This window comes from Streptomyces sp. NPDC032745, assembly GCF_055579465.1.
The window spans coordinates 416492-437390 of the sequence record NZ_JBVING010000004.1 but is presented as its reverse complement, the minus strand read 5'-3'; the positions used below and the strand labels follow the sequence as shown (position 1 = coordinate 437390).

Sequence of the window (20899 nt, the reverse complement as noted above, 5' to 3'; positions counted from 1 at the left end):
GCCGGTGCAGAGCTACGGCCGCCACGAGACGCGATGGTTGGACCAGAAATCCCACGTGGACATCATTGCCTCCCAGCCGTCCGGGAACTTCACCGTCACCCCCAACTGGACCGGTTCCGTGGACGGATGATCGTCCAGCAGCTCCGCTATCCCCGCGCGGGCCACGACCACGCACGCGTGCCGGTGCCGCGAGGCCAGGACGCACAGGCGGCCCGTCTCCAGGTGGAACGCCGTCGCGTCCGGGCGGCCCGACAGCGGGTGCAGCACCACCGTGAGGTCGTACTCCCGCCCCTGGAGCCGGTTCGCGGTGTCCACCGTGACCCCGGCGACGCCCAGTTCCGCCAGGGCGGCGCTGACCGCCGCCGCCTGATCGCGGTGCGCCGTGCCGACCGCGATCCGGTCCGCGGTCAGCGGGGCCGGCACCTCGGACTGCTCGTCCGCCGTCACCGCCCCCCGGTCCAGCGCCCGGCGGACCACCAGGGCCACCGCCCGGACCGCCTCCGGGTCGGTGCGCGGGGTGTGCCGCGCGGGCAGCTCCAGCAGGCCCCAGCCCGACTCGGCGGCCTCGTCCAGCACCCGGTCCGGGCCCGAGCCGTCGCCCGCGACCCCGTACGACAGCCGCCGCTCGCCCGGACCCGTACCGCTGCGGAACTGCGTGTACGGGTAGAACGCCTGCGAGACCAGCGGCGCCGCCGTCGCCGGGAGCCGCCAGGACACGGGCAGCCGGTGCTGCGGCAGCTGCGGGTTGTGGGCCAGCAGGGTGGTGACCGCCGACGCCGACGGGTCGTACGACAGCCCCGCCCACTGCTCGGCGCCGACCACGCTGAACGGGTCCAGCTGCCCCGGGTCGCCGACGAACAGCGCCCGCTCGAACAGCCCGGCCACGGCCAGCAGCGCGTCCGAGCGCATCTGGTACGCCTCGTCGACGATCGCGTGCTCCCAGGGCTCCGTGTCCTTCACGTACGCCCACTTCGCCGCCGTCGAGATGGTGATCGGCAGCTCGGCCAGATCCCCCGGCTTGGCCGAGAGGGTGACCGAGGGCAGCTCGCGCAGCGCCGGGTCGTACGCATCGCCGTCGCTGCTGTGCAGCCGGCCGACCTTCAGCTCCGGGTCCTTGTCGGCGAGCCGCAGCACCAGGTCGTCGACCTGCGCGTTGGTCTGCGCGACCACCATCAGCCGGCGCCCGGCCGCGGCCAGCTCCCGGGCGGCCCGCACCACGAGCGTGGACTTGCCGGCCCCCGGCGGGGAGTCGACGACCACGCCGCGCTCGCTCCCGTGCAGTGTGTCGCGCAGGATGGCGGCGGTCGCCTCGGCGGCGGCCGCGCCCGGATCGAAAGCGCTCACAGGATGTCCTCAGCGGTTACCGGGTCGGGCGCGGCGTCGGGCAGCACGGCGGCGGTCGCGGACCCCGGCGGTCCGCCGTGCGTCCACGGGGTCTGCTCCGGCTCCGGCAGCTTCGGACCGCCGCGCGCGTCGTGCTCGAACAGCGTCCAGCAGACCCGGTCGCCCTTCTCCGGCACCGAGCCCGGCTCCGGCTCCCGGCCGCGGCCCATCTTGTCCAGCAGCCGCAGCACGAGCCGGCCGTCCTCCTCGAAGCGGACGAACTGCGCCGCCTGCGGGCGCCCCTCCAGCGAGCGGAACACCTTGCCCCCGCCGCCCTCCGCGAGCTGCGGACGGTCCTCCGTGGCCACCGTCACCAGCGGGCGCGGACTCGGCCGCTTCGACTCGGTCCATTCCATCACCACCTCGGTGACCTCGCCCGAGAACGCCTCGCCCGACAGCCGCCGGCCCGCCATCACCAGCGGATCGTCCAGCGCCTCCTGGGCGTCGAGCCGCACCTGCTCGGTCTCCCGCGTCGCCAGCTTCCGGGCCGCCGTCACCGCGTCGTCGCGGCGCGGCTGCGGGGGCTCGCCCGCCCGGACCCGGTCCCGGTGGCCGGTGTACGACCAGCGGTCACGGGTCCAGCGCTCCTCGGCCCGCTCCCCGGGCGGCAGCGCGCGCAGCAGCTCCAGCGACTGCCACACCGCCCGCCAGGTCGGCCGCATCTGCTGCGCGACGAGCTCCCGGACGGCCGCCTCGGCGCGGTCCAGGGCCGGCCCGTCGCCCGCGGTGCGCGCCGCGTCGTAGCGGGCCATCGCCGGGGCGAGCAGCTTGTTGTCGAAGGCCGGGTCGGTGGCCGGTCCGGCGGGCGGGACCAGCAGCTGCCCGTCCCGGTCGCGGCCCAGTTCGGCCCGCAGGGCGGCCTCCGCGCCCGATTCCCCCTCCGGCGGGGCCAACCACGACAGCAGCGCGCCCAGGTGCTGGTCCTCCAGGTTGCTCTGGCCGGTGGCCCAGTGCCGCCCCAGCAGCTCCGTCGCGGACAGCAGCATCGAGGCCCCCGGGACCCGGGAGCGCTCGCCGAGGTGCGTGAACCAGCGCCCCAGCAGCGGGACCCGGGTGGGCGCCGGATACGGGTTCTCCGGATCCTCCTCGGCCGTCCGCCGGAACCGCATCGACCGCCCCAGCAGCCGGACGTACTCGATGCCCGCCCGGCTCGGCACGATCACCTGGGGCGCGTCCAGGCACAGCTCGGCGGAGACCTTGCTCTTCGCGCCGGTCTCCGGATCGGTCTCGGTCCGCTCCACGTACTCGACGTCGTCCGCGTACCCGTCCACGTACGGCAGGACCACGTCCGCCAGCTCCGCGAGGAACGCCCAGCGCAGTTCCCGGTCGCGCGGCTGCGGCACCACCAGCAGCCGCGGCTCCCCGGGATCGGTGCCGATCAGCGCGCCGAGCGGGGCCCCGGCCTCGCCCGCCGTCGTCAGGGGTACGAGGACCAGCGGGCGCTCGCTCAGATGCCGGTGCCGTACGGTCGCCAGCGCCCGGGCCCGGCCCGCCCGGACGGCTTCGAGGCGCGCGAGGGTGTTCAGGAGGGACATGCGGCCGCCTCCAGGGCCTCGGCGCGCAGCCGGGCCGCCCGGTGCAGGGCGGCCGCGGTCGGATCGTCGGGGCACCCGCCGCCGGCTGCGGCCGCGAGTGCCTCCCCGACGGTGGTGAGCGCGCCGAGCTCGCCCCGTACGGAGCGGCCGAGGGCGGTCACCTCGGCGTCGGCGCGGGCCCGCTCCCGGCAGTGGAAGGCCAGTTCGCAGGCGGCCAGGCACTCGGGGGCGTAGGCGGCGGAGACGGCCGAGACCGCCTCGGTCAGCTCCTCGGCGGGCCGCGCCGGGTCGAAGCTGAGCCCCTCGGGCAGGGCCGCGGCCAGCTCCTCCACCCGTGTCAGCCGGTCCAGCTGGCGCCGGGTCACGGCGCGCTCCCGGCGGACGTCGACGGGCGCGGCGGTCGGCAGGTTGGAGAAGTCCTTCGGGCAGACGAGCAGCACGGTGTGCCCGACCACGGCGGAGGCCAGCTTCTCGGCGGTGTTCTCCAGGGCCAGGACGTACACGGCGGCCTGCCGGGCGGCGGCGCCCACCTTCGCGGGATCGGCCGCCCCGTCGATCAGCGGGAACGACTTGATCTCCACGACGGTCCAATGGCCGTCGGGGTGCACCACGACGGCGTCCGGCTCCAGATAGGCGGGGGTGCCCGCCACCTCCAGGGCCAGCATCGGGTGGTCCAGCAGGGTCCAGGCCCCGGAGGCGGCCCCGGCGGCGGTGGCCTCGCGCAGGGCGAGTGCGGTGCGCGCGGCGCGGCCCTCGGGGCCGGCTGCGGTCAGGTCGGGGACGCGGGCGCCCGGGCCGGGCGGCTCGGCTCCGGCGCCCAGGTGCCGGTGGACCAGCTCCAGCAGGGTGGCCCCGCCGTCGCCCTTGACCCTGGCCTCGAAGGAGTTCCCGCGGACGATGGCGAACTGCGACTGGCCGAAGGCGGCGGGCGAGCCGAGGGCCGCGGCCAGGGCGGTCTTGTCCACGCCGGCGCCGTCGAGCAGGGCTCGTCTGCCGCATCCGGGGTTGGCGGCGAGCGCCGCCAGCGCGCGGGCGTCGAGCGGGCGGGGCGGCACGGCGGGGCCGCGCAGGTCAGCGAGCCGCTGCCGCAGAGTCGTCTTCCGGGGCGGGCCGCTGGGCGGGTAGGAGCTCACGGGCGGAAGTGTCCCATCCGCCACTGACAATCGTGGTCTTACCGCGGAAACCGGCCCTACGGGCGGACAGCCGGCGCGAGACGGCGTACCCGGCGGCCATCACTGCGGCCCCGGCGGCCGCGTCCAGGAAGTAGTGGTTGGCCGTGCCCATGACCACGAGCGTGGTGACGGCCGGATAGGCGATGCCGAGCGCTCGCAGCAGCGGGTGGCGCCCGTGCCGCCACAGCAGGACCCCGCACCACAGGGCCCAGCCGACGTGCAGGCTCGGCATGGCCGCGTACTGGTTGGTCAGGCCCCCGAGCCCGCGCGGCGCACTGGCCTCGGCGCCCCACCAGCCGTACGCGCTGTACTGGGCCATCGTGTCGGTGAACCCGTACGCGGCGTCCAGCAGCCGGGGCGGGCAGGTGGGCATCAGGGTGAAGCCGACGAGCCCGAGGAGGGTGGAGACCACCAGCCACGTGCGGGCGCTGCGGTAGTGCTGCGGCCGGCGCAGGTACAGCCAGACCAGCACGGCCGGGGTGACGAGGTAGTGCAGGGAGGCGTAGACGAAGTCGGCGGGTATGCCGAGCAGTCCCTCGTGGGAGAACAGCCGGTTGAGCGGCCGTTCGAAGTCGATCCCGAGCAGCTCCTCCGCCCGGAGTATCGAGAGGCCGTGGCCGACGGCGAGGTGCACGTCGCCCCGGGCGAGGAGTCTGCCACCGGTGTACGCGCCGTAGACGAGCCCCAGGAGCAGCAGTTCGGCCCACCAGCGGGTGGGCTTCTGCCGATCAGTCATACGGTGTAGGACGCTTGTGCGACGGGGTGGGTTGCCTGGTGTTCACGTGATGGATGATGGACGGACGACGCAATCGCCCGAACCGCCACATAAGCACGCGAACCCTAACGCCCTTACGCCCTCACGTACCGGGAGAATCTCCTATGGCCCCCCGAATCCTCCTGGCCCGTCACGGCCAGACGGCGTGGTCCCAGCTCGGCAAGCACACCGGACGCACGGACGTGCCCATGCTCGAGGAAGGCAGGCGGGGCGCGAAGCTGCTCGGCGAGCGGCTGGCCCGCGCCCCGTGGAACGGCCTGCCCGGCGTGGAGGTCCGCACCAGCCCGCTGGTCCGCGCGAGCGAGAGCTGCGACCTGGCGGGCTTCGGCGTCCGGGCGGAGTCGTGGGACGCACTGATGGAGTGGGACTACGGCGACTACGAGGGCATGACCCCGGCCGAGATCCAGGCGGTCCGCCCGGGCTGGCTGATCTGGCGCGACGGCGTCCCGGGCGGCGAGTCCGTCGCCGACGTCGCGGCCCGCGCGGACGAGGTGGTCGCCTGGGCCCGTTCATCGGAGCGCGACGTGCTGGTCTTCGCCCACGGCCACGTCCTGCGCACCCTGGCGGCCCGCTGGCTCGGCCTCGAGGCCTCCTTCGGCGCCCGCATCCGCCTGGAGCCCACGTCCCTCTCGGTCCTGGGCTGGGCGTACGGGGCCCCCGCCCTGGAGCGCTGGAACGACACGGGCCACCTGGACGTCTGACCGCAGCCCGAAGTCCCGTACAGGGATGGGTGGTTGAGTGGTCGGCGTGGCTGCGAGGATGGGGTCATGACGATCACTTCCGTGGTGCTGCGGCGACGCGTGGCCGACCTCGACGCGGCATCGGTCTTCTACGAAGAGCTGACCGGCGAGCAGGCGAACCGGTTCGCGTTCGCGGGCCTGGAGCTGGCGGCCGTCGGGCCCTTCCTCCTCTTCAGCGGACCGGACGCGGTCGCGGAGCGGTTCGCGGGGGTGGCGGCGACCCTGGGCGTTGCGGACCTCGACGCGGTCGTCGCGCAGGGCGAGGCGGCCGGGGCCGAGGTCGTCGCGGCGCCCGCCGACACGCCGAACGGGCGGCGGGCAGCGCTGCGGCACGCCGACGGCGCGGTGTACGAGTACGTCAGCGGCTGACCGGGCCGGGCGGCCGGGCCGGGGCCGGTGAGGCTGTGGCGCGGCCGGTCAGACCGTGGCGTGTCGGGTCAGGAAGTCCGCCACGCGGGGGCTGCGCTGGTGCGGGACGAGGGTGCGGGCCGTCCCCGACAGCATGGAGCGGATCCGGGTGGACTGGACCTCGGTGAGCAGGTCCAGGACCCGCCCGCCCGCCCAGGCCGCCTCGTCCGGTGCGCCGGCCCGGGCCAGGTCGTCGGCCAGCTCGGCGGTGTAGAGGGCCACGTTGCGGGCGAAATGCGGATCCTGGAGGTCCGCCGCGCGGCGGGCGTGCCGGGCCGCGCGGGCGTGCTCCCCGAGGGCCGCCCAGCACCGCGATTCCAGGGACTCCAGCTCGGCCTCGCCGAAGAAGGACATCCACTCCGGGTCGGCGGCCGCCCCGCCGCGGGAGAACTCCGTGTGGGCCCGGGTCAGCGCCTCCTCGCAGGCCTTGCGGTCCGCCAGGCCCGCCCAGCCGCCCGCCTCGCGCAGGGCGAGCAGCGAGAGCAGCCGGGGGGAACCGAGGGAGCGGGCGGCGCGGCGGCCCGCCTGGGCCGCCCGTACCGACTCCCGCGGCCGGCCGCAGTCCCGGGCCAGGAAGGCCATGTTGCTGAACGCGTGCGCCTCCAGGCCCGCGTCCCCCGAGACCCGGGCCGTCGCCAGGGCCTCCGCGTAGTGCGAGCGGGCGTCCTCGAAGCGGCCGGAGTCGTGGGCCAGCCAGCCCACCGAGATGGCCAGTTCGCCGGCGCCCGCGTGCAACCGGTCTTCGGTGGACTGCCGCGCGGCTCCCGCATCCAGCAGCGCGTAGGCGGCGCGCAGGGGTTCGGCGGCCCTGCGGTACAGGGCGTCGGCCCCGTGCCGGTCGTCCAGCAGCCGGATCTGGCGCACGGCTTCCTCGACCGCCGCCGCCTCGGACTCGCCGGCCCGGGAGGGCGGCCGGCGGGTGTCGCCGAGCAGGGGGAGGCCGATCGTCGCGGCCGCCACGGTCGCGGAGCCGCCCGCCATGAACGCGCGACGCAGCACGTCGCTCTCCTTGTGGGTGAAGGGGCCGGTGCGCTGCGCCGACCGGCCGCGCACCGCCTCGCGCGGGGAGAAGCCCAGGTCGGCCAGGGTCCGGCCGGGGAACATGTGGAGGAAGACCCGCTCGTACGCGTAGTTGGGGCAGCGGATCTCGCCGGACTCGACCCGGCCGATGTAGCGGGCGTCGCAGGAAACCGTTTCTCCGATCTCCTTCGCGGCCCGGCGCACCATGGCCGCGAACTCGGCCGGGGAGTGCTGCCCGCGCAGCCGCCGGAACGTCTGATTGGGTGAGTGGGGGAACGCCGCCATGGACGTGGCCTCTCTGGCAAGGGACGCACCGCCGGTTCCGCGGGATGGAGCCGGGCCCGGCGCGCATGAACGTACCGCCAGCGGCGGACGGCTCACACGGTGTTTGGCTACAAAAGGGATATCTCACCCGCGATCCGCCATGAACTGCCATCCTTTGCAGCGTCTTGCCGCCGCACCCGTTGACGTTTTCGCGCGTTGAGCCCATGCGGGGTGTGGGCTGACTCCCGCCCCGCTCGTACGCGGATCGAGGAGGGGTTCCCTTGGTGGAGGGCGGCATGGAGAGCACTGGAATGAACACCGCGCCCGCGTCTTCGGGTGCGACCCCCGTCCCGGCCGTCGCGGTCGCCCCGGGCGTCGTGGCCGTCGCGGTCGCCGCCCCGGCGGAGGCGCCGGACCTGGTGACCGTGCCCACCAGGCAGGGCCTGGAGGCCGTGGACATCATCCGCCGCGCCGCCAGCCTGGCCGGCGGGGTCGGCCCGGTGCTGCACGACGGGTCCGGCGACACCCTCGGCTTCCTCGTCCCGCCCGGCACCGCCGACGCCTGGGACCTGCCGGGCAGCGCGTGCACCCAGACCAACGGGCGCGGCATGCGCTTCGACGACGTCTCCCCGACCGCCGGGGACACCGGCTGGCTGCTCCCCCCGGAGGCCGTCGGTCCGGTCACCGACCCGGAGGTGCTGCGCGCCGCGCTCGGCGAGGCGGCCCGCCTCATCGAGGCGGCGGACAACTGCCGCTGACCGGCGACAATGGGGTGGTGGCAGGCAAGGGCAGAGGCAGCAGCAGACAGCGCGGACGCGGTACCTCCGAGGCGGTCGTCGGGCAGGTGGCCGGCGGTACGGCGGAGCTGGCTCCCGACCGCGAGCGCGCGGACGCCTGGACCCTGCTCATCGACGGAGCCCCGCAGTCGCATGTGGACCTGGCCGATCCGGGGTACCTGGACTTCGCGTACCAGCGGCGGATCGGCCACCTCATCGACCTCGTCGCGCCCGCCCGGCAGCCCTTGAACGTGGTGCACCTGGGCGGCGGCGCGTTCACCCTCGCGCGCTACACGGCCGCCGCCCGCCCCCGCTCGACCCAGCAGGTCGTGGAGATCGACGCCGCGCTGGTGGCCTTCGTACGGGAACACCTGCCGCTGGACCCGCAGGCGCGGGTCCGGGTCCGGGCGGTGGACGCGCGGGCGGGCCTGGCCAAGGTCCCGGACGGCTGGGCGGACCTGGTGATCGCGGACGTGTTCAGCGGCGCGCGCACCCCGGCGCACCTGACCAGCGCCGAGTTCCTGGACGACGTACGCCGTGCCCTCGCGCCCGGCGGGTGGTACGTGGCCAACCTCGCGGACGGGCCGCCGCTCGCGCACCTGAAGGGCCAGATCGCGACGGCCGCGTCCCGCTTCGAGCACCTGGCGCTGGCCGCCGACCCGGTGGTGTGGCGGGGGAAACGGTTCGGCAATGCGGTACTGGCGGCCGCCGACCGGGAGCTGCCGGTCGCCGAGTTCACCCGCCGGGTGGCGAGCGACCCGCATCCCGGCCGGGTCGAGCACGGCCGGGCCCTCGCCGACTTCGCCGGCGGCGCGGCCCCGGTCGCCGACGCCTCGGCGGTGGCCTCGCCCGAGCCCCCGCCGTCCGTCTTCCGCTGAGGGGCCGTGACCGGCCGCGACACGCCCTCGTTCGGATGACCTTGCGCTCCGAACGCCGCGGGGGCGGGTAGGTCTTCGTCTCGAACGCCCCGTCGGGGCGAGCGGGTACGAACAGCAGGGAGACAGCGGCATGGCTCAGGGCACCGTCAAGTGGTTCAACTCGGAGAAGGGGTACGGGTTCATCTCGCCCGCGGACGGAAGCGCGGACCTCTTCGCCCACTACAGCGAGATCCAGTCGGGCGGATTCAGGGCGCTGGAGGAGAACCAGAAGGTCTCGTTCGACGTCGGCCAGGGCACGAAGGGGCCGCAGGCGACGAACATCCAAGTCGTCTCATGACCTGCTCCGACTGACGCCGACTGGGCGGCCTCCGGGAAGTCGCTAGCCCTCGTACGTCTCCACCAGCGGCGGGTGGCCGTTCCAGGTGCAGAAGACCGACATCTCCCGGCCCGCCTTGGTGAAGGTGACCCGGATCCAGTACGGCTGCTTCCACACCTGCATCTGCCAGCCTGCGTCCGGCGTCGCCGAGACCAGCTCGGCCGAGGACGTCCCCAGGTCGAAGACCACCCGGCCACCCGTGACCGGGTAGGCCTTCACCCTGCCCGGATCCCCGCCGTCGCCCTGCTGCTCCTCCGGGCGCGGGCTCGGCGGGGCCGCCTTCTGCGCGGGCTTCGCGGAGGAGGCGGCGGCGGAGGGCGACTCCGAGGGAGAGGGGGAGGGGGACGGTGAGTCCGGGGCCGGTTCGGGCGACGGCGCCACCGCGCGGTGCGTCGAGGAGGACAGCGGCTGCGTGGTCAGCGGCACCGCCAGCGGCGGATCGTAGGCCGTTCCGGACATGACCGTGTGCACGCCCCACCAGGACAGCGTCACCGCCGCCCCGGTCGCCAGCGTCCAGGCGAGAGCATGAACAAGTCCTCGGTGCATCAGGGCACATACTGCACCACTCGCCCCAGAGGTGTCCCGACACCCCGCGTGGTCCCCCGAATGGACTACGGTGCCGCCCATGGCAAGTGTGCTCGTGGTCGAGGACGACCAGTTCGTACGTTCCGCCCTGATCCGGCACCTGACCGAGGCCTCGCACACCGTGCGGAGCGTCGGCACGGCCCTCGAGGCGCTGCGCGAGGTCGCCCACCACCGGTTCGACGTGGTCATCCTCGACCTCGGGCTGCCCGACCTCGACGGGTCGGAGGCGCTCAAGATGCTGCGCGGCATCACCGACGTACCGGTGATCATCGCCACCGCGCGCGATGACGAGGCCGAGATCGTCCGGCTCCTCAACGACGGCGCCGACGACTACCTGACCAAACCCTTCTCCGTGGAGCACCTCTCCGCCCGGATGTCCGCCGTCCTGCGCCGCGCCCGCGCAGCCGCCGGGGCCGAGCCGCCCTCGCGGGTCCTGCGGGTGGGCGGGCTGGCCATCGACCCGCTGCGGCGGCAGGCCGAGCTGGACGGGGCCGTACTGGACCTGACCCGGCGGGAGTTCGACCTGCTGGCCTTCCTGGCCGGGCGGCCCGGGGTGGTCGTGGCCCGGCGAGAGCTGCTCGCCGAGGTCTGGCAGCAGTCTTACGGGGACGACCAGACCATCGACGTGCACCTGTCCTGGCTGCGCCGCAAACTGGGTGAAACAGCCGCCAGTCCCCGCTATCTGCACACCCTGCGGGGGGTCGGCGTCAAGCTGGAACCGCCCCGGTGAGCGCGGTGAACGCCGTGAACGCGGTGGGCGCGGTGGGCGCGCGATGAGATGGGCGCTGGTCAAGGTGTGCCTCGCGGTCACGGCCATGGTGGTCGTGGCCTTCGCCGTGCCGCTCGGGCTGGTCGTCCAGGAGATGGCCAGCGACCGGGCCTTCTCCAATGCCGAGCGGCAGGCGGCCACCATCGGGCCGACCCTGTCCATCACCACCGATCCGGTGCAGCTGCGCAAGGCCGTGGAGTCCACGCAGATGGGCGCGGCCCAGCGGATGGCGGTCCACGTGCCCGCGATCGGCGGCAGCGCGCCGGTGGAGATCGGCACCGGCCGGGCCGGGGCGCACGCCGTGGCGGAGACCCGGCGGATGGGCCGGGCGATGACGGCCCCGCTGGCCGGCGGCGGTTCGGCGCTGCTCCAGCCGACCGCCCTCGGGTCGGGGGACATCGCCGTCGTGGAGATCTTCGTACCGGAGAGCGAGGTCAGCAACGGCGTCGCGACGGCCTGGGTGGTCCTCGCGGGCGTCGGCCTGGCGCTGATCGTGGGTTCGGTGGCGGTCGCCGACCGGCTCGGCGCCCGGCTGGTGCGGCCGGCCGAGCGGCTCGCGGACGCCGCGCACCAGCTGGGGGAGGGGCGGCTGGGGGCGCGGGTGCCGGAAGCCGGGCCGAAGGAACTCCGCTCGGCGGCCGTCGCGTTCAACTCGATGGCGGACCAGGTGGTGGAACTCCTCGCCAACGAGCGGGAGCTGGCCGCGGACCTCTCGCACCGGCTGCGGACGCCGCTGACGGTGCTGCGGCTCAACACGGCCTCGCTCGGCGACGGGCCGGCCGCGGAGCAGACCCGGGCGGCGGTGGAACAGCTGGAACGGGAGGTCGACACGATCATCCGTACGGCCCGTGAACAGCGCGCACCCGTGGCCGCCGCGGGCGGGGCCGGGGCGGGCTGCGACGCCTCGGAGGTGATCCGCGACCGGATGGACTTCTGGTCGGCGCTGGCGGAGGACGAGGGCCGCGAGGTGCGGCTCGCGGGAGTGGACCGTACGGTACGGCTCCCGGTCGCCCGGCCGGAGCTCGCGGCCGCCCTCGACGCCCTGCTCGGCAACGTGTTCCGGCACACCCCCGAGGGCACCCCGTTCGCGGTGGACGTCCACGACGCGGGGGACGCGGTCATCGTGCTCGTCTCGGACGCAGGGCCCGGCATCGCCGATCCGGACGCGGCGCTGCGCCGCGGCAACGACGGCGGCCGGGACGGCTCGACGGGCCTCGGCCTGGACATCGTGCGCCGGGTCGCGGAATCGACGGGCGGCGACGTGCGGATCGGCCGGTCGATGCTCGGCGGGACCGAGGTCAGGGTGTGGATCGCCCTGGACGACCGGGCGCGGGGCGGTACGGGCGGTGTGCGGACGCGCCGCGGCCGCCGCAAGCGCCGCGGCGGCTGACGGGCGGTCCTCCGGTTCGCCGCTGCGCCCGGTTCGCCGGCCTTCGCCCACGGCGGGCGCGGGCGGCATACCGTACGGGGTGGTTGGTTGTCCTTCCCCCGAACGGAATGGAACTGGTCATGCGCTACGCAGTCCTCGGCACCGGGATCGTCGGCCGTACGGTGGCCGGCCGCCTCGTCTCGCTCGGACACGAGGTGGTCATCGGCACCCGGGACCCCCGGGCCACCCTCGCCCGTACTGAGTACGCCGAATGGCAGGAGGCCCACCCGCAGGCCGGCCTCGCCCCCTTCCCGGAAGCCGCCCGGCAGGGCGAGGTCCTGGTCAACGCCACCGGCGGGCAGGTCAGCGTCGACGCCCTGACGGAGGCGGACGCCGCGCACCTGGACGGCAAGGTGCTGATCGACATCGCCAACCCGCTGGACTTCTCGCAGGGGTTCCCGCCCACCCTGGACCCGGTGGACGACGACAGCCTGGGCGAGCTGCTGCAGCGGACCTTCCCGCGGCTGCGGGTGGTCAAGACGCTGAACACGATGAACTGCCAGATCATGGTCGACCCGGCGCGCGTGCCGGGCGAGCACACCGTGTTCCTCTCGGGCGAGGACGCCGACGCCAAGAAGTCCGTACGCGAGCTGCTGTACTCCTTCGGCTGGCCGGAGGCGAGCGTCCTGGACCTCGGCGGCATCGAGACGGCCCGCGGCACCGAGATGCTCCTGCCCATCTGGCTCCGCCTGATGGGGACCCTCGGCCACACCGACTTCAATTTCCACATCCAGGGCGCGCGGCAGAGTACGCAGCAGGGCGGCTGAGGGGCCGTCCCGGATGGGCGCCGAGATGTTGCCGGTCGCCAGGGGTGCGCCGAGTGTGGGCCTGACGGAAGGAGTCAGGCATGAGAGTCATGCTCCGGGCCCACTTGGACACGGCGGCCACGAACGAGGGCATCAAGAGCGGCGCCCTGCAGCAGTCCATGAAGAAGCTCACGGACGCCATCAAGCCGGAGGCCGCCTACTTCGGGCTCCACGAGGGCGTCAGGTCGTGCTGGATGGTCTTCGACCTCCAGGACAGCTCGCAGCTGCCGCCGCTGCTGGAGGACCTGTTCCTGCAGTTCAACGCCGAGATCGAGGTCGGTCCGGTGATGAACGCCGAGGACCTGGCGAAGGGTCTCGGGGCGATGAAGTCCTAGTAGGGCGGGGCGGCAGCCCCCGTACCCCGCCCCGCCCCCGGCCGGCGGCCGCCCACGCGAGCACCGCGGAGGCGGCCGCCGCCGTGCACGACACGGCGAACGCGGCCCGGTGGCCGTACGCCCCCGCCAGCGGTCCGGCGGCCGCCGCGGCCAGCGCCTGACCGACGATCAGGCCGCTGCCCACCACGGTCATGGCCTCGCCCCGCCGCTGCGCCGGGCCCGCCCGCTCGACGAGCCCGAACAGCGCGATCAGGTGCGGGGCCACGGCCAGCCCGATCCCGGCGACGGCCAGGGCGGCGCCGGGCAGCCCCGACACGGCGAGCAGCGGCAGCGTGAGCAGCGCCTGTACGCCGATGCTCCAGCGCAGCCGTACGGCCAGGTCCGCGGTCCCGGGGCGGGCGACCGTCACGAACCCGGCGATCGAGCTGGTCACGGCCATGGCCGCCCACACCAGCCCGGCCGTTCCCGGCTCGCCCAGTGACTCGGCGAGCGCGTTGACCCCGGTGTTGGCCCCGCTCCACGCGGCGCCCTGCAGCACGGCCATCGCGCACAGCAGCACGAGGTCCGGCGACCACAGTCGTACGTCGGCACGTGCATCGGCATCCGGTGCGCCGACGGGGCCGGGCGCGGTCGGGTGGACGGCGAACAGGGTCCCGAAGAGCAGGATCAGCCCGGCGGCGAGCACGAGCGCGGAGGCCGGGTGCACGGTCACGGCCAGGATCCCGGCGAGCGCGGGCCCGACCACGAACCCGACCTCGTCGAGGGTGGTGTCGAGGGACAGGGCCGTACCGACGAGGGCCTTGTCCTCGCCCGCCAGGTGCGCCCAGCGGGCCCGGGCCAGCGGGCCGACCTGCGGCACGGTGAGCCCGGCGGCCACGGCGAGGGCCAGCCGGGCGGGCAGCGGCAGCCCGCCGAGGACGGCCGCGACGAGGGCGGCCAGGACGGCGGCGTTCGCGACGCAGGCGACGAGGAGCACCGGGCGGTGGCCGTGCCGGTCGGCGAGCCGGCCGATGACCGGACCGCCGAGGGCCTGGCCGAGCCAGAGGGCGGCCGCGACGGTGCCGGCGTCGCCGATGCCGTCGCGTTCGTTGATGAGCAGGAGCGTCCCGATGGGGCACAGCGCGGCGGGCAGCCGCGCAAGGAACGCGTAGACGGGCAGGGCGCTGCCGCCGAGTGCGAACACTCCGCGGAAGCCGCCCGGGGCGGCGTCGGATCCGGACACGGACAACCTCCATCCGCACGCCGACCCTCCCGTGTCTCCGGCGCGCACCGTTGCCCGTCGGGCAGGACCGTAGCCGCGGAATGCGGGCTTCGGCAGACCCGCGCGTCCGCCCGGGGGAGGCGGGGCCCGGAGGTCAGCCGCCGGAGTTGAGGCGCTGGGCCTGGGCCCGGCCGACCTCGGCGGCGCGGTGCAGGTAGTCGGCGATGACGGCGAGTTCGGAGTCGGAGTAGCTCTCCAGGACCGCGCCGAAGGCCCGGCCGGGGGTGTCCCAGGCCTCGCCGATCCGGCGGCGGGCCTCGGGGGCGAGGGAGACGAGGGAGCGGCGGCGGTCGTGGGGGTCGGCGTGCCGCTCGACGATGCCGGCCTTGACCAGCCGGTCGACGAGGCGGGTGGCGGAGCCGGAGGTCAGGCCGGTGAGGCGGGCGATGTCGCCGGTGCTGACCGGGCCGGGCTCCATGTCGAGGAGGGCGACGCACTGCATGTCGGTGGGGTGCAGCCCGACATGGTCGGCCATGGCCTGGTTGAAGAGCGAGTAGTCGGCGTAGTGCCGCTGGCTCTCGGTGACGATGCGCGTGAGCAGCTCGGCGCGGCTCCACTCGGCGCGGGCCGCACTCGAACGAGGGGAATCGGTTGACATCGGCTTCTCCATGCCTGAAATTTATCTGTGTGACGCAGAATATTGATCGCGCAGAATCTGTGTCGCGTATCCATCCTAGCGTGAACCGCGCTCCAGAACAGGAAGCAGGAACCTGCCATGTCGATCCTCGTCACCGGTGCCCGCGGCGCCGTCGCCCGCGGCCTCGTCTCCCTCCTCGCCGCCCACGGCATCCCTCACCGCCTCGCCTCCCGCGAGCCGGACACCCCCGATGCCGTCCACTGCGACCTCACCGATCCCTCGACCTTCCCCGGCGCCCTGGCCGGCGTCCGGTCCGTCTTCCTCTACGCCGAGGCCGCCGCCATCGGCGGCTTCGTCAAGGAGGCCGTCACCGCCGGAGTCGAGCACGTCGTGCTCCTGTCCTCCTCGTCGGTGCTCGGGCCGGGCGCCGCCGACAGCCCGCTGTCCGCCTCCCATCTCGCCGTCGAGGAGGCCCTGCTGGCCTCCCCGCTGCGCACCACCCTGCTGCGCCCCGGCTCCTTCGCGAGCAACGCCCTCGGCTGGGCCTGGTCGCTGAAGTCCGGCCGCGCGGTCCAGCTGCCCTACCCGGGCGCCTACTGCGACCCGGTCCATGAGACCGACCTCGCCGAGGCCGCCTTCGCCGTCCTCACCGACCCCGCCCTCGGCGGCCGCGCGTACCACCTGACCGGCCCGCACTCCCTGACCTTCGCGACCCAACTGGCCGTGCTCGGCGGGGTACTCGGTGCCCCGGTTCCCTTCGAGTCCGTCACCGCCGAGCAGTGGAAGTCCGGGGTCGAGGGCTACATACCCGGCCCCTACGCCGATGCGCTCCTCGACTACTGGGCCGCGAGCGACGGGCTCCCGGTCGAGATCACCGATGCCGTCGAGCGCCTCACCGGCCACCCGGCCCGCTCCTTCGAAACCTGGGCCGAGGACCACGCGGACGCCTTCCGCGCCTGAACCGCCGCGATGCCCGGGGCCAACGGCGGTGCCCTGAGCTGGAGTTCACCCCGCCACGGAGGGCCTGAGCAGCCCGGCCGGCCGCGGCGGCGGGGTGGCTCAGGCGATACGGTCAGAGCCAGCCGCGCTGCGCCGCCTTGAGGCCGGCCTCGAACCGGCTGGTGGCGTGCAGGCGTTCCATCAGCCCGGCCATCTGGCGACGTACGGTGCGCAGCGAGACACCCAGGCGCTTGCCCGCGACCTCGTCCGTCAGCCCGGACGCCAGCAGCTTCAGCAGCTCCCGTTCGCCCGCGCTGATCCCGTCCTCCGTCGGCTGCTTGCGGTCCGCGCCGAGCGGTACCGCGGTCTCCCAGGTCTGCTCGAACAGCGTGATCAGCGAGGTGACGATGCCCGGCGCGGTCGTGCACAGCGCCCCGAGCCGGGAGTTGGCCGGGTCGATCGGGACGATGGCCGTCGTACGGTCGAAGACCAGCAGCCGCGGCGGCAGCACAGGGCTGGTACGCACCTGGCCGCCGCGCTCGGTGGTCCACTGGGCGTAGCCCAGCGTGGGCGGGTCGTTGCGGACGCTGTCCTGGTAGACGGCCCGCAACTGGACGCCCTGGGCCATCGCCCGTTCGTCCAGCGGGCGCGAGGCGTCGAGGCTGGCCTGCGACTGGGCGCCGCCCGGGATGATCGCGAGGCATTCCTCGGCGAGTTCGTGGGTCAGGACCTCCAGCCGGGCCTGTATGGCGTCGATCCCCACCAGCCGCTCGGTGCCGTCGGTCTCCGTGTTCGGCCGCAGGCCGGCGTACTCGGCGATGGCCTGCGCCGCCGCGGCCTTGCTCGCGGCGAGCTGCTGCTGGCGCCGCGCCAGATCTTCCTCCTGGCGGCGCAGGATCAGCTCCAGGCCCACCTCGGGGCTCACAGCGCGCAGTCCACCGGAGCTCTCGCGCGAGGAGGCCAGGAGGTTCAGGTCGACGAGCCGGTCCAGCGCGCCCCGTATACGGGCCTCCGGGAGGGCGAGGCGTGCCCCCAATTCGGCCAGCCCGCCCGACGGGTCCTCCAGCATCCCCCGGTACACGGACTCCACGTCCCCGTCGAGTCCCAACGCTTCCAGCATGCGCAGCCCCCCAGCTGTTTCGTACAGACGGGCACGTCGGTCCGTCTGTAGATGATCTTAAGCCGGGCGACCGGTATTCGGGGCGGGCGACACCAAGCTGCCAGGCAGCTCGGTGCCAGCCTGAACCCCTTCCGGGCCCCTGACCTGGGCAGCAAGATATTGATCACCGGGACGGCGGGGCACGGAAGCCCCACCCGAGGCCAGGGCCGAAAGGTCGTACCGGAGCAGCGCGCACCACCTGCACCGCAACCGCCATCGCCTTACTCGGGGGAACGTCATGTCTCGCACCACGCACTTCATCGCTGCCGCCGGCCTCACCGCTCTGTTCTCCATCGGCGCCGCCTCCGCCGCCGTCGCCGCACCCGCCGCAGGCACCGGCGTGATCGGCTGGGACTCGTACCACTCGGTCTCCGCCAACTCCTCCGTCATCGGATGGGACTCCGCGGCCGCCGACAAGCACGTGATCGGCTGGGACTGACGAAACGTGCGGGTGATCCAGGCCTCGTTGCACCGAACCCTCCCCGGACCGGCTCCCCAGGGCGCCTCCCACCTCATCCACGACCTGCTCTGGGCGCACGCCACGCAGGCAGAGGGCCTGGAGCACATCCGGCCCCGCCCCACCGAGCACGGTCTGGACCTCTTCCTCTTCGTACGGGCCCATTGCGACGCCTCGGCCCTCGAGCAGATGCGCACCCTGCTCACCCGGGCGGACACACCCATCGCCGCGCACGGCTACACCGTCGCCGCCCCCTGAGCCGACGGTCTTTCACCAGGCGTGCCGAAAACGCCACTTCGCCGCCGAGCCGCTCGGGGCTGCCCCGACGCGCCCTCGCTCGCGGCCCACCGCCTTCTTCGATTCACCAACCTCACTGGAGTTCTTCGATGTCTCGCTCCCTGCGCCGTTCGTCCGCCGCCGCTCTGCTCGCCGCGGGCCTCGCCTCCGTCGTCCTGACCACCACGGTCCCGGCGCAGGCCGCAGACGTTCCCGCGGCGCCGGCCGGTGTGCAGTCGGCTCAGGCCGACACCGGCACGATCACGCCGTTCACCCCGACGGTGCCCAACCCGACCACCGCCACCAAGGCCGAGCTGGACGCGGCCGCCGCCAAGGCGGCCAAGACCGCCAAGACCGGCCGGCTGTTCCTGGCCCCGCAGGCACAGACCGCCGCCGACTCGAGCGTGGGCGGCCAGATCAGCCGGAGCGAGGTCATAGCGCGGGCCAAGACCTGGGTGGACGCGGGTGTCCCCTACAGCATGACCAGCTATCGCACCGACGCGAACGGCCGCTACCGCACCGACTGCTCCGGCTTCGTCTCCATGGCCTGGCACCTCGCCTCCTCCTCGGCCAACAACTACGGGGAGACGACGGGCACCCTGCTGGACTTCACGTCCTCCATCAGCAAGGACTCCCTCAAGCCGGGCGACATCATGCTCAACCCGGACCCGGGTGCCAGCGGCCATGTGGTCATCTTCAACGGCTGGGCCAACGCCGAGCACACCCGGTACGACGCGTACGAGCAGGCGGGCAGCGTGGGTGCGGTCCACCGCGAGATCCCCTACCCGTACTTCTCCGGGCACGGCACCTTCAGCCCCCGCCGCTACGACAAGATCGTCGAGGACGTGCAGCTGAACAACTCCCAGACGTCCGCGGCCGATTTCAACGGTGACGGTCAGGCCGACATCGTGGCGCGGGACGGGTCGGGGAACCTGAGGATGTGGACGCACAATGCGGGCGGTTACTTCAACGCCCCGGTCCAGGTGACGGGTGGGTGGAGTTTCACGCAGACGGTGGCTGCGGACTTCGACGGTGACGGGAAGGCGGATCTGATCGCCCGTGACGGTTCGGGGAATCTGAAGCGGTGGAGCGGTCGTGGTGACGGCACGTTCGGTGCGGCGGTCCAGGTGACGGGTGGCTGGGACTTCACGCAGACCGCTGCTGCGGACTTCGACGGTGACGGGAAGGCGGATCTGATCGCCCGTGACGGTTCGGGGAATCTGAAGATCTGGGCCGGTCACGGTGACGGCACCTTCGGCTCCGGCGCGCAGCTGAGCTCCGGCTGGGACTTCACCCAGACCGCTGCGGCCGACTTCAACGGCGACCACCAGGCCGACATCATCGCCCGTGACGGCTCCGGGAACCTGAAGATGTGGACGCACAACGCCGGCGGCTACTTCAACGCCCCGGTCCAGGTGACGGGCGGCTGGGACTTCTCGCAGACGACCGCGGCCGACTTCGACGGCAACGGCAAGGCGGACCTGATCGGCCGGGACGACAACACCGGCAACCTCAACATCTGGGCCGGCCGCGGCGACGCCACCTTCGGCTCCGCCGCCAAGCTCACCGGCGGCTGGTAACTCTCCGCCCCACGCTGCCGCCCGGCGCCACGACACCCGGGCGGCAGCCCCGAAACGCCTCGCACCTGAGCAGCTCCTGAGCCAGAGCCCCTTCGCCGTGACACCGCTCACGGCCTCGAGCGAGCCGCGCTGCTCCCGTGCGCACATCAGCCCGATCCCACCGCATCTGCCCTCAAGGGGACTTCCAGCATGTCGCTCCGACCGTTCTCCTCCCGCATGGCAGTGGCATCCGCCGCCGCGCTCGCCACCTGCACCACCGTCCTCGGCCTCGTCGCCACGGCCGGCACCGCCCAGGCCGCCGCCGTCAGCACCTGGGACAAGGTCGCCCAGTGCGAGTCGGGCGGGAACTGGGCCATCAACACCGGCAACGGCTTCTACGGCGGAGTGCAGTTCACGCAGTCCACCTGGCAGGCCTTCGGGGGCACCACGTACGCTGCCCGGGCCGATCTGGCCACGAAGAAGCAGCAGATCCTCATAGCCGAGAAGGTCCTGAAGGTCCAGGGCCAGGGGGCCTGGCCGAACTGCGGGCCGGCGGCCGGTCTCGCAGCGGACCACGCCGATCCGTACCCGGAGGACAGCCTGCCCGCCCCGGTCAACTCCCAGACGTCCGCGGCCGATTTCAACGGTGACGGTCAGGCCGACATCGTGGCGCGGGACGGGTCGGGGAACCTGAGGATGTGGACGCACAATGCGGGCGGTTACTTCAACGCCCCGGTCCAGGTGACGGGTGGGTGGAGTTTCACGCAGACGGTGGCTGCGGACTTCGACGGTGACGGGAAGGCGGATCTGGTCGCCCGTGACGGTTCGGGGAATCTGAAGCGGTGGAGCGGTCGTGGTGACGGCACGTTCGGTGCGGCGGTCCAGGTGACGGGTGGCTGGGACTTCACGCAGACCGCTGCTGCGGACTTCGACGGTGACGGGAAGGCGGATCTGATCGCCCGTGACGGTTCGGGGAATCTGAAGATCTGGGCCGGTCACGGTGACGGCACCTTCGGCTCCGGCGCGCAGCTGAGCTCCGGCTGGGACTTCACCCAGACCGCTGCGGCCGACTTCAACGGCGACCACCAGGCCGACATCGTGGCGCGGGACGGGTCGGGGAACCTGAAGATGTGGACGCACAACGCCGGCGGTTACTTCAACGCCCCGGTCACCGTCACCGCAGGCTGGGACTTCACCCAGACGACCGCGGCCGACTTCGACGGCAACGGCAAGGCGGACCTGATCGGCCGCGACACCGCAACCGGCAACCTCAACATCTGGGCCGGCCGCGGCGACGCCACCTTCGGCTCCGCCGCCAAGCTCACCGGCGGCTGGTAACTCTCCGCCCCACGCTGCCGCCCGGCGCCACGACGCCCGGGCGGCAGCGCCGTCCCCGACCCGAGGAACCCTCCGATGCCCT

The 20899-nt window shown here is 73.7% G+C and carries 23 protein-coding genes; 14 read left to right on the top strand and 9 right to left on the bottom strand.

Annotation, left to right across the window (positions count from 1 at the left end; all coding sequences use genetic code 11):
• Positions 1–12: 12 nt before the first annotated feature.
• From ACZ5WG_RS13255 to ACZ5WG_RS13240, 4 genes are read right to left on the bottom strand one after another with little or no spacing between them, the layout of a single operon-like run.
• On the bottom strand, positions 13–1344 hold the full coding sequence (locus ACZ5WG_RS13255) for an AAA domain-containing protein (RefSeq protein WP_468722847.1): 1332 nt from the start codon (positions 1342–1344) through the stop codon (positions 13–15).
• Complete coding sequence (locus ACZ5WG_RS13250) at positions 1341–2918, bottom strand: hypothetical protein (RefSeq protein ID WP_468722845.1); 1578 nt, start codon at positions 2916–2918, stop codon at positions 1341–1343. Before ACZ5WG_RS13250 ends, ACZ5WG_RS13255 begins: the two co-directional genes overlap by 4 nt.
• Positions 2906–4051, bottom strand: coding sequence for a hypothetical protein (locus tag ACZ5WG_RS13245; RefSeq protein ID WP_468722844.1), 1146 nt, complete (start codon positions 4049–4051; stop codon positions 2906–2908). The genes ACZ5WG_RS13250 and ACZ5WG_RS13245 overlap by 13 nt, the downstream gene beginning before the upstream one ends.
• Positions 3990–4826, bottom strand: a complete 837-nt coding sequence (locus tag ACZ5WG_RS13240; RefSeq protein WP_468722842.1) for a phosphatase PAP2 family protein — start codon at positions 4824–4826, stop codon at positions 3990–3992. The genes ACZ5WG_RS13245 and ACZ5WG_RS13240 overlap by 62 nt, the downstream gene beginning before the upstream one ends.
• Before the next feature lie 143 nt (positions 4827–4969).
• On the opposite strand from ACZ5WG_RS13240, the gene ACZ5WG_RS13235 reads away from it, so the two are divergent.
• Together ACZ5WG_RS13235 and ACZ5WG_RS13230 are read left to right on the top strand one after the other, a co-directional pair.
• The gene (locus ACZ5WG_RS13235) at positions 4970–5566 is read left to right on the top strand and encodes a histidine phosphatase family protein (protein ID WP_468722840.1); all 597 of its coding nucleotides are present in this window, start codon (positions 4970–4972) and stop codon (positions 5564–5566) included.
• Positions 5567–5632: 66 nt separating this feature from the next.
• The gene (locus ACZ5WG_RS13230) at positions 5633–5974 is read left to right on the top strand and encodes a VOC family protein (RefSeq protein WP_468722838.1); all 342 of its coding nucleotides are present in this window, start codon (positions 5633–5635) and stop codon (positions 5972–5974) included.
• 48 nt (positions 5975–6022) lie between these two features.
• Here ACZ5WG_RS13230 and ACZ5WG_RS13225 read toward each other — a convergent pair whose 3' ends face one another.
• Positions 6023–7318, bottom strand: coding sequence for a tetratricopeptide repeat protein (locus tag ACZ5WG_RS13225; RefSeq protein ID WP_468722836.1), 1296 nt, complete (start codon positions 7316–7318; stop codon positions 6023–6025).
• Positions 7319–7593: 275 nt separating this feature from the next.
• Here ACZ5WG_RS13225 and ACZ5WG_RS13220 point away from each other — a divergent pair, with 275 nt between their 5' ends.
• The 3 genes from ACZ5WG_RS13220 to ACZ5WG_RS13210 all read left to right on the top strand — a co-directional run bounded on the left by ACZ5WG_RS13220 (position 7594) and on the right by ACZ5WG_RS13210 (position 9288).
• Positions 7594–8055, top strand: a complete 462-nt coding sequence (locus ACZ5WG_RS13220; protein WP_468722834.1) for a hypothetical protein — start codon at positions 7594–7596, stop codon at positions 8053–8055.
• The gene (locus ACZ5WG_RS13215) at positions 8046–8951 is read left to right on the top strand and encodes a spermidine synthase (protein WP_468723055.1); all 906 of its coding nucleotides are present in this window, start codon (positions 8046–8048) and stop codon (positions 8949–8951) included. Before ACZ5WG_RS13220 ends, ACZ5WG_RS13215 begins: the two co-directional genes overlap by 10 nt.
• 130 nt (positions 8952–9081) lie before the next feature.
• Positions 9082–9288, top strand: coding sequence for a cold-shock protein (locus ACZ5WG_RS13210; RefSeq protein ID WP_468722832.1), 207 nt, complete (start codon positions 9082–9084; stop codon positions 9286–9288).
• A 42-nt stretch (positions 9289–9330) separates the two neighbouring features.
• Here ACZ5WG_RS13210 and ACZ5WG_RS13205 read toward each other — a convergent pair whose 3' ends face one another.
• Positions 9331–9873 carry a hypothetical protein gene (locus tag ACZ5WG_RS13205; RefSeq protein ID WP_468722830.1) on the bottom strand — a complete coding sequence of 181 codons (543 nt, stop codon included), beginning with the start codon at positions 9871–9873 and terminating at the stop codon, positions 9331–9333.
• A 79-nt stretch (positions 9874–9952) separates the two neighbouring features.
• Between ACZ5WG_RS13205 and ACZ5WG_RS13200 the strand changes: the two genes are divergently transcribed.
• The 4 genes from ACZ5WG_RS13200 (at position 9953) to ACZ5WG_RS13185 (ending at position 13251) form a co-directional block, all read left to right on the top strand.
• A complete protein-coding gene (locus ACZ5WG_RS13200) occupies positions 9953–10642 on the top strand; it encodes a response regulator transcription factor (protein WP_362628139.1) in 690 nt (229 codons plus the stop codon).
• A 43-nt stretch (positions 10643–10685) separates the two neighbouring features.
• Positions 10686–12071 (top strand): sensor histidine kinase, encoded by a 1386-nt coding sequence (locus ACZ5WG_RS13195; RefSeq protein ID WP_468722828.1) that lies wholly within the window; start codon positions 10686–10688, stop codon positions 12069–12071.
• Positions 12072–12190: 119 nt separating this feature from the next.
• Entirely contained in the window at positions 12191–12877 is a 687-nt protein-coding gene (locus ACZ5WG_RS13190; RefSeq protein WP_468722826.1) for an NADPH-dependent F420 reductase, read from the top strand.
• Between the two features lie 80 nt (positions 12878–12957).
• Entirely contained in the window at positions 12958–13251 is a 294-nt protein-coding gene (locus ACZ5WG_RS13185; protein WP_468722825.1) for a hypothetical protein, read from the top strand.
• Here the strand turns inward: ACZ5WG_RS13185 and ACZ5WG_RS13180 are convergent.
• Together ACZ5WG_RS13180 and ACZ5WG_RS13175 are read right to left on the bottom strand one after the other, a co-directional pair.
• A complete protein-coding gene (locus ACZ5WG_RS13180) occupies positions 13175–14473 on the bottom strand; it encodes an MFS transporter (RefSeq protein WP_468722824.1) in 1299 nt (432 codons plus the stop codon). The genes ACZ5WG_RS13185 and ACZ5WG_RS13180 overlap by 77 nt on opposite strands.
• Before the next feature lie 133 nt (positions 14474–14606).
• Positions 14607–15110, bottom strand: coding sequence for a MarR family winged helix-turn-helix transcriptional regulator (locus ACZ5WG_RS13175; protein ID WP_468722822.1), 504 nt, complete (start codon positions 15108–15110; stop codon positions 14607–14609).
• 117 nt (positions 15111–15227) lie between these two features.
• Between ACZ5WG_RS13175 and ACZ5WG_RS13170 the strand changes: the two genes are divergently transcribed.
• On the top strand, positions 15228–16049 hold the full coding sequence (locus ACZ5WG_RS13170; RefSeq protein ID WP_468722820.1) for an NAD(P)H-binding protein: 822 nt from the start codon (positions 15228–15230) through the stop codon (positions 16047–16049).
• A 112-nt stretch (positions 16050–16161) separates the two neighbouring features.
• Here ACZ5WG_RS13170 and ACZ5WG_RS13165 read toward each other — a convergent pair whose 3' ends face one another.
• The gene (locus ACZ5WG_RS13165) at positions 16162–17148 is read right to left on the bottom strand and encodes a helix-turn-helix transcriptional regulator (protein WP_468722819.1); all 987 of its coding nucleotides are present in this window, start codon (positions 17146–17148) and stop codon (positions 16162–16164) included.
• 277 nt (positions 17149–17425) lie between these two features.
• Here ACZ5WG_RS13165 and ACZ5WG_RS13160 point away from each other — a divergent pair, with 277 nt between their 5' ends.
• From ACZ5WG_RS13160 to ACZ5WG_RS13145, 4 genes are all read left to right on the top strand, one after another.
• Positions 17426–17626 carry a hypothetical protein gene (locus ACZ5WG_RS13160; RefSeq protein ID WP_468722817.1) on the top strand — a complete coding sequence of 67 codons (201 nt, stop codon included), beginning with the start codon at positions 17426–17428 and terminating at the stop codon, positions 17624–17626.
• A gap of 27 nt (positions 17627–17653) precedes the next feature.
• Complete coding sequence (locus tag ACZ5WG_RS13155; RefSeq protein ID WP_468722816.1) at positions 17654–17902, top strand: hypothetical protein; 249 nt, start codon at positions 17654–17656, stop codon at positions 17900–17902.
• Between the two features lie 128 nt (positions 17903–18030).
• The gene (locus ACZ5WG_RS13150) at positions 18031–19500 is read left to right on the top strand and encodes a C40 family peptidase (RefSeq protein WP_468722814.1); all 1470 of its coding nucleotides are present in this window, start codon (positions 18031–18033) and stop codon (positions 19498–19500) included.
• Positions 19501–19689: 189 nt separating this feature from the next.
• On the top strand, positions 19690–20817 hold the full coding sequence (locus ACZ5WG_RS13145; protein ID WP_468722812.1) for an FG-GAP-like repeat-containing protein: 1128 nt from the start codon (positions 19690–19692) through the stop codon (positions 20815–20817).
• Positions 20818–20899 lie beyond the last annotated feature (82 nt).

Coding starts and splice junctions, on each gene's coding strand:
- ACZ5WG_RS13250 (WP_468722845.1), bottom strand. CDS start 2,918: ATGTCCCTCCTGAACACCCTCGCGCGCCTCGAAGCCGTCCGGGCGGGC.
- ACZ5WG_RS13240 (WP_468722842.1), bottom strand. CDS start 4,826: ATGACTGATCGGCAGAAGCCCACCCGCTGGTGGGCCGAACTGCTGCTC.
- ACZ5WG_RS13235 (WP_468722840.1), top strand. CDS start 4,970: ATGGCCCCCCGAATCCTCCTGGCCCGTCACGGCCAGACGGCGTGGTCC.
- ACZ5WG_RS13230 (WP_468722838.1), top strand. CDS start 5,633: ATGACGATCACTTCCGTGGTGCTGCGGCGACGCGTGGCCGACCTCGAC.
- ACZ5WG_RS13225 (WP_468722836.1), bottom strand. CDS start 7,318: ATGGCGGCGTTCCCCCACTCACCCAATCAGACGTTCCGGCGGCTGCGC.
- ACZ5WG_RS13220 (WP_468722834.1), top strand. CDS start 7,594: ATGGAGAGCACTGGAATGAACACCGCGCCCGCGTCTTCGGGTGCGACC.
- ACZ5WG_RS13210 (WP_468722832.1), top strand. CDS start 9,082: ATGGCTCAGGGCACCGTCAAGTGGTTCAACTCGGAGAAGGGGTACGGG.
- ACZ5WG_RS13205 (WP_468722830.1), bottom strand. CDS start 9,873: ATGCACCGAGGACTTGTTCATGCTCTCGCCTGGACGCTGGCGACCGGG.
- ACZ5WG_RS13200 (WP_362628139.1), top strand. CDS start 9,953: ATGGCAAGTGTGCTCGTGGTCGAGGACGACCAGTTCGTACGTTCCGCC.
- ACZ5WG_RS13195 (WP_468722828.1), top strand. CDS start 10,686: ATGAGATGGGCGCTGGTCAAGGTGTGCCTCGCGGTCACGGCCATGGTG.
- ACZ5WG_RS13190 (WP_468722826.1), top strand. CDS start 12,191: ATGCGCTACGCAGTCCTCGGCACCGGGATCGTCGGCCGTACGGTGGCC.
- ACZ5WG_RS13185 (WP_468722825.1), top strand. CDS start 12,958: ATGAGAGTCATGCTCCGGGCCCACTTGGACACGGCGGCCACGAACGAG.
- ACZ5WG_RS13175 (WP_468722822.1), bottom strand. CDS start 15,110: ATGTCAACCGATTCCCCTCGTTCGAGTGCGGCCCGCGCCGAGTGGAGC.
- ACZ5WG_RS13170 (WP_468722820.1), top strand. CDS start 15,228: ATGTCGATCCTCGTCACCGGTGCCCGCGGCGCCGTCGCCCGCGGCCTC.
- ACZ5WG_RS13165 (WP_468722819.1), bottom strand. CDS start 17,148: ATGCTGGAAGCGTTGGGACTCGACGGGGACGTGGAGTCCGTGTACCGG.
- ACZ5WG_RS13160 (WP_468722817.1), top strand. CDS start 17,426: ATGTCTCGCACCACGCACTTCATCGCTGCCGCCGGCCTCACCGCTCTG.
- ACZ5WG_RS13150 (WP_468722814.1), top strand. CDS start 18,031: ATGTCTCGCTCCCTGCGCCGTTCGTCCGCCGCCGCTCTGCTCGCCGCG.
- ACZ5WG_RS13145 (WP_468722812.1), top strand. CDS start 19,690: ATGTCGCTCCGACCGTTCTCCTCCCGCATGGCAGTGGCATCCGCCGCC.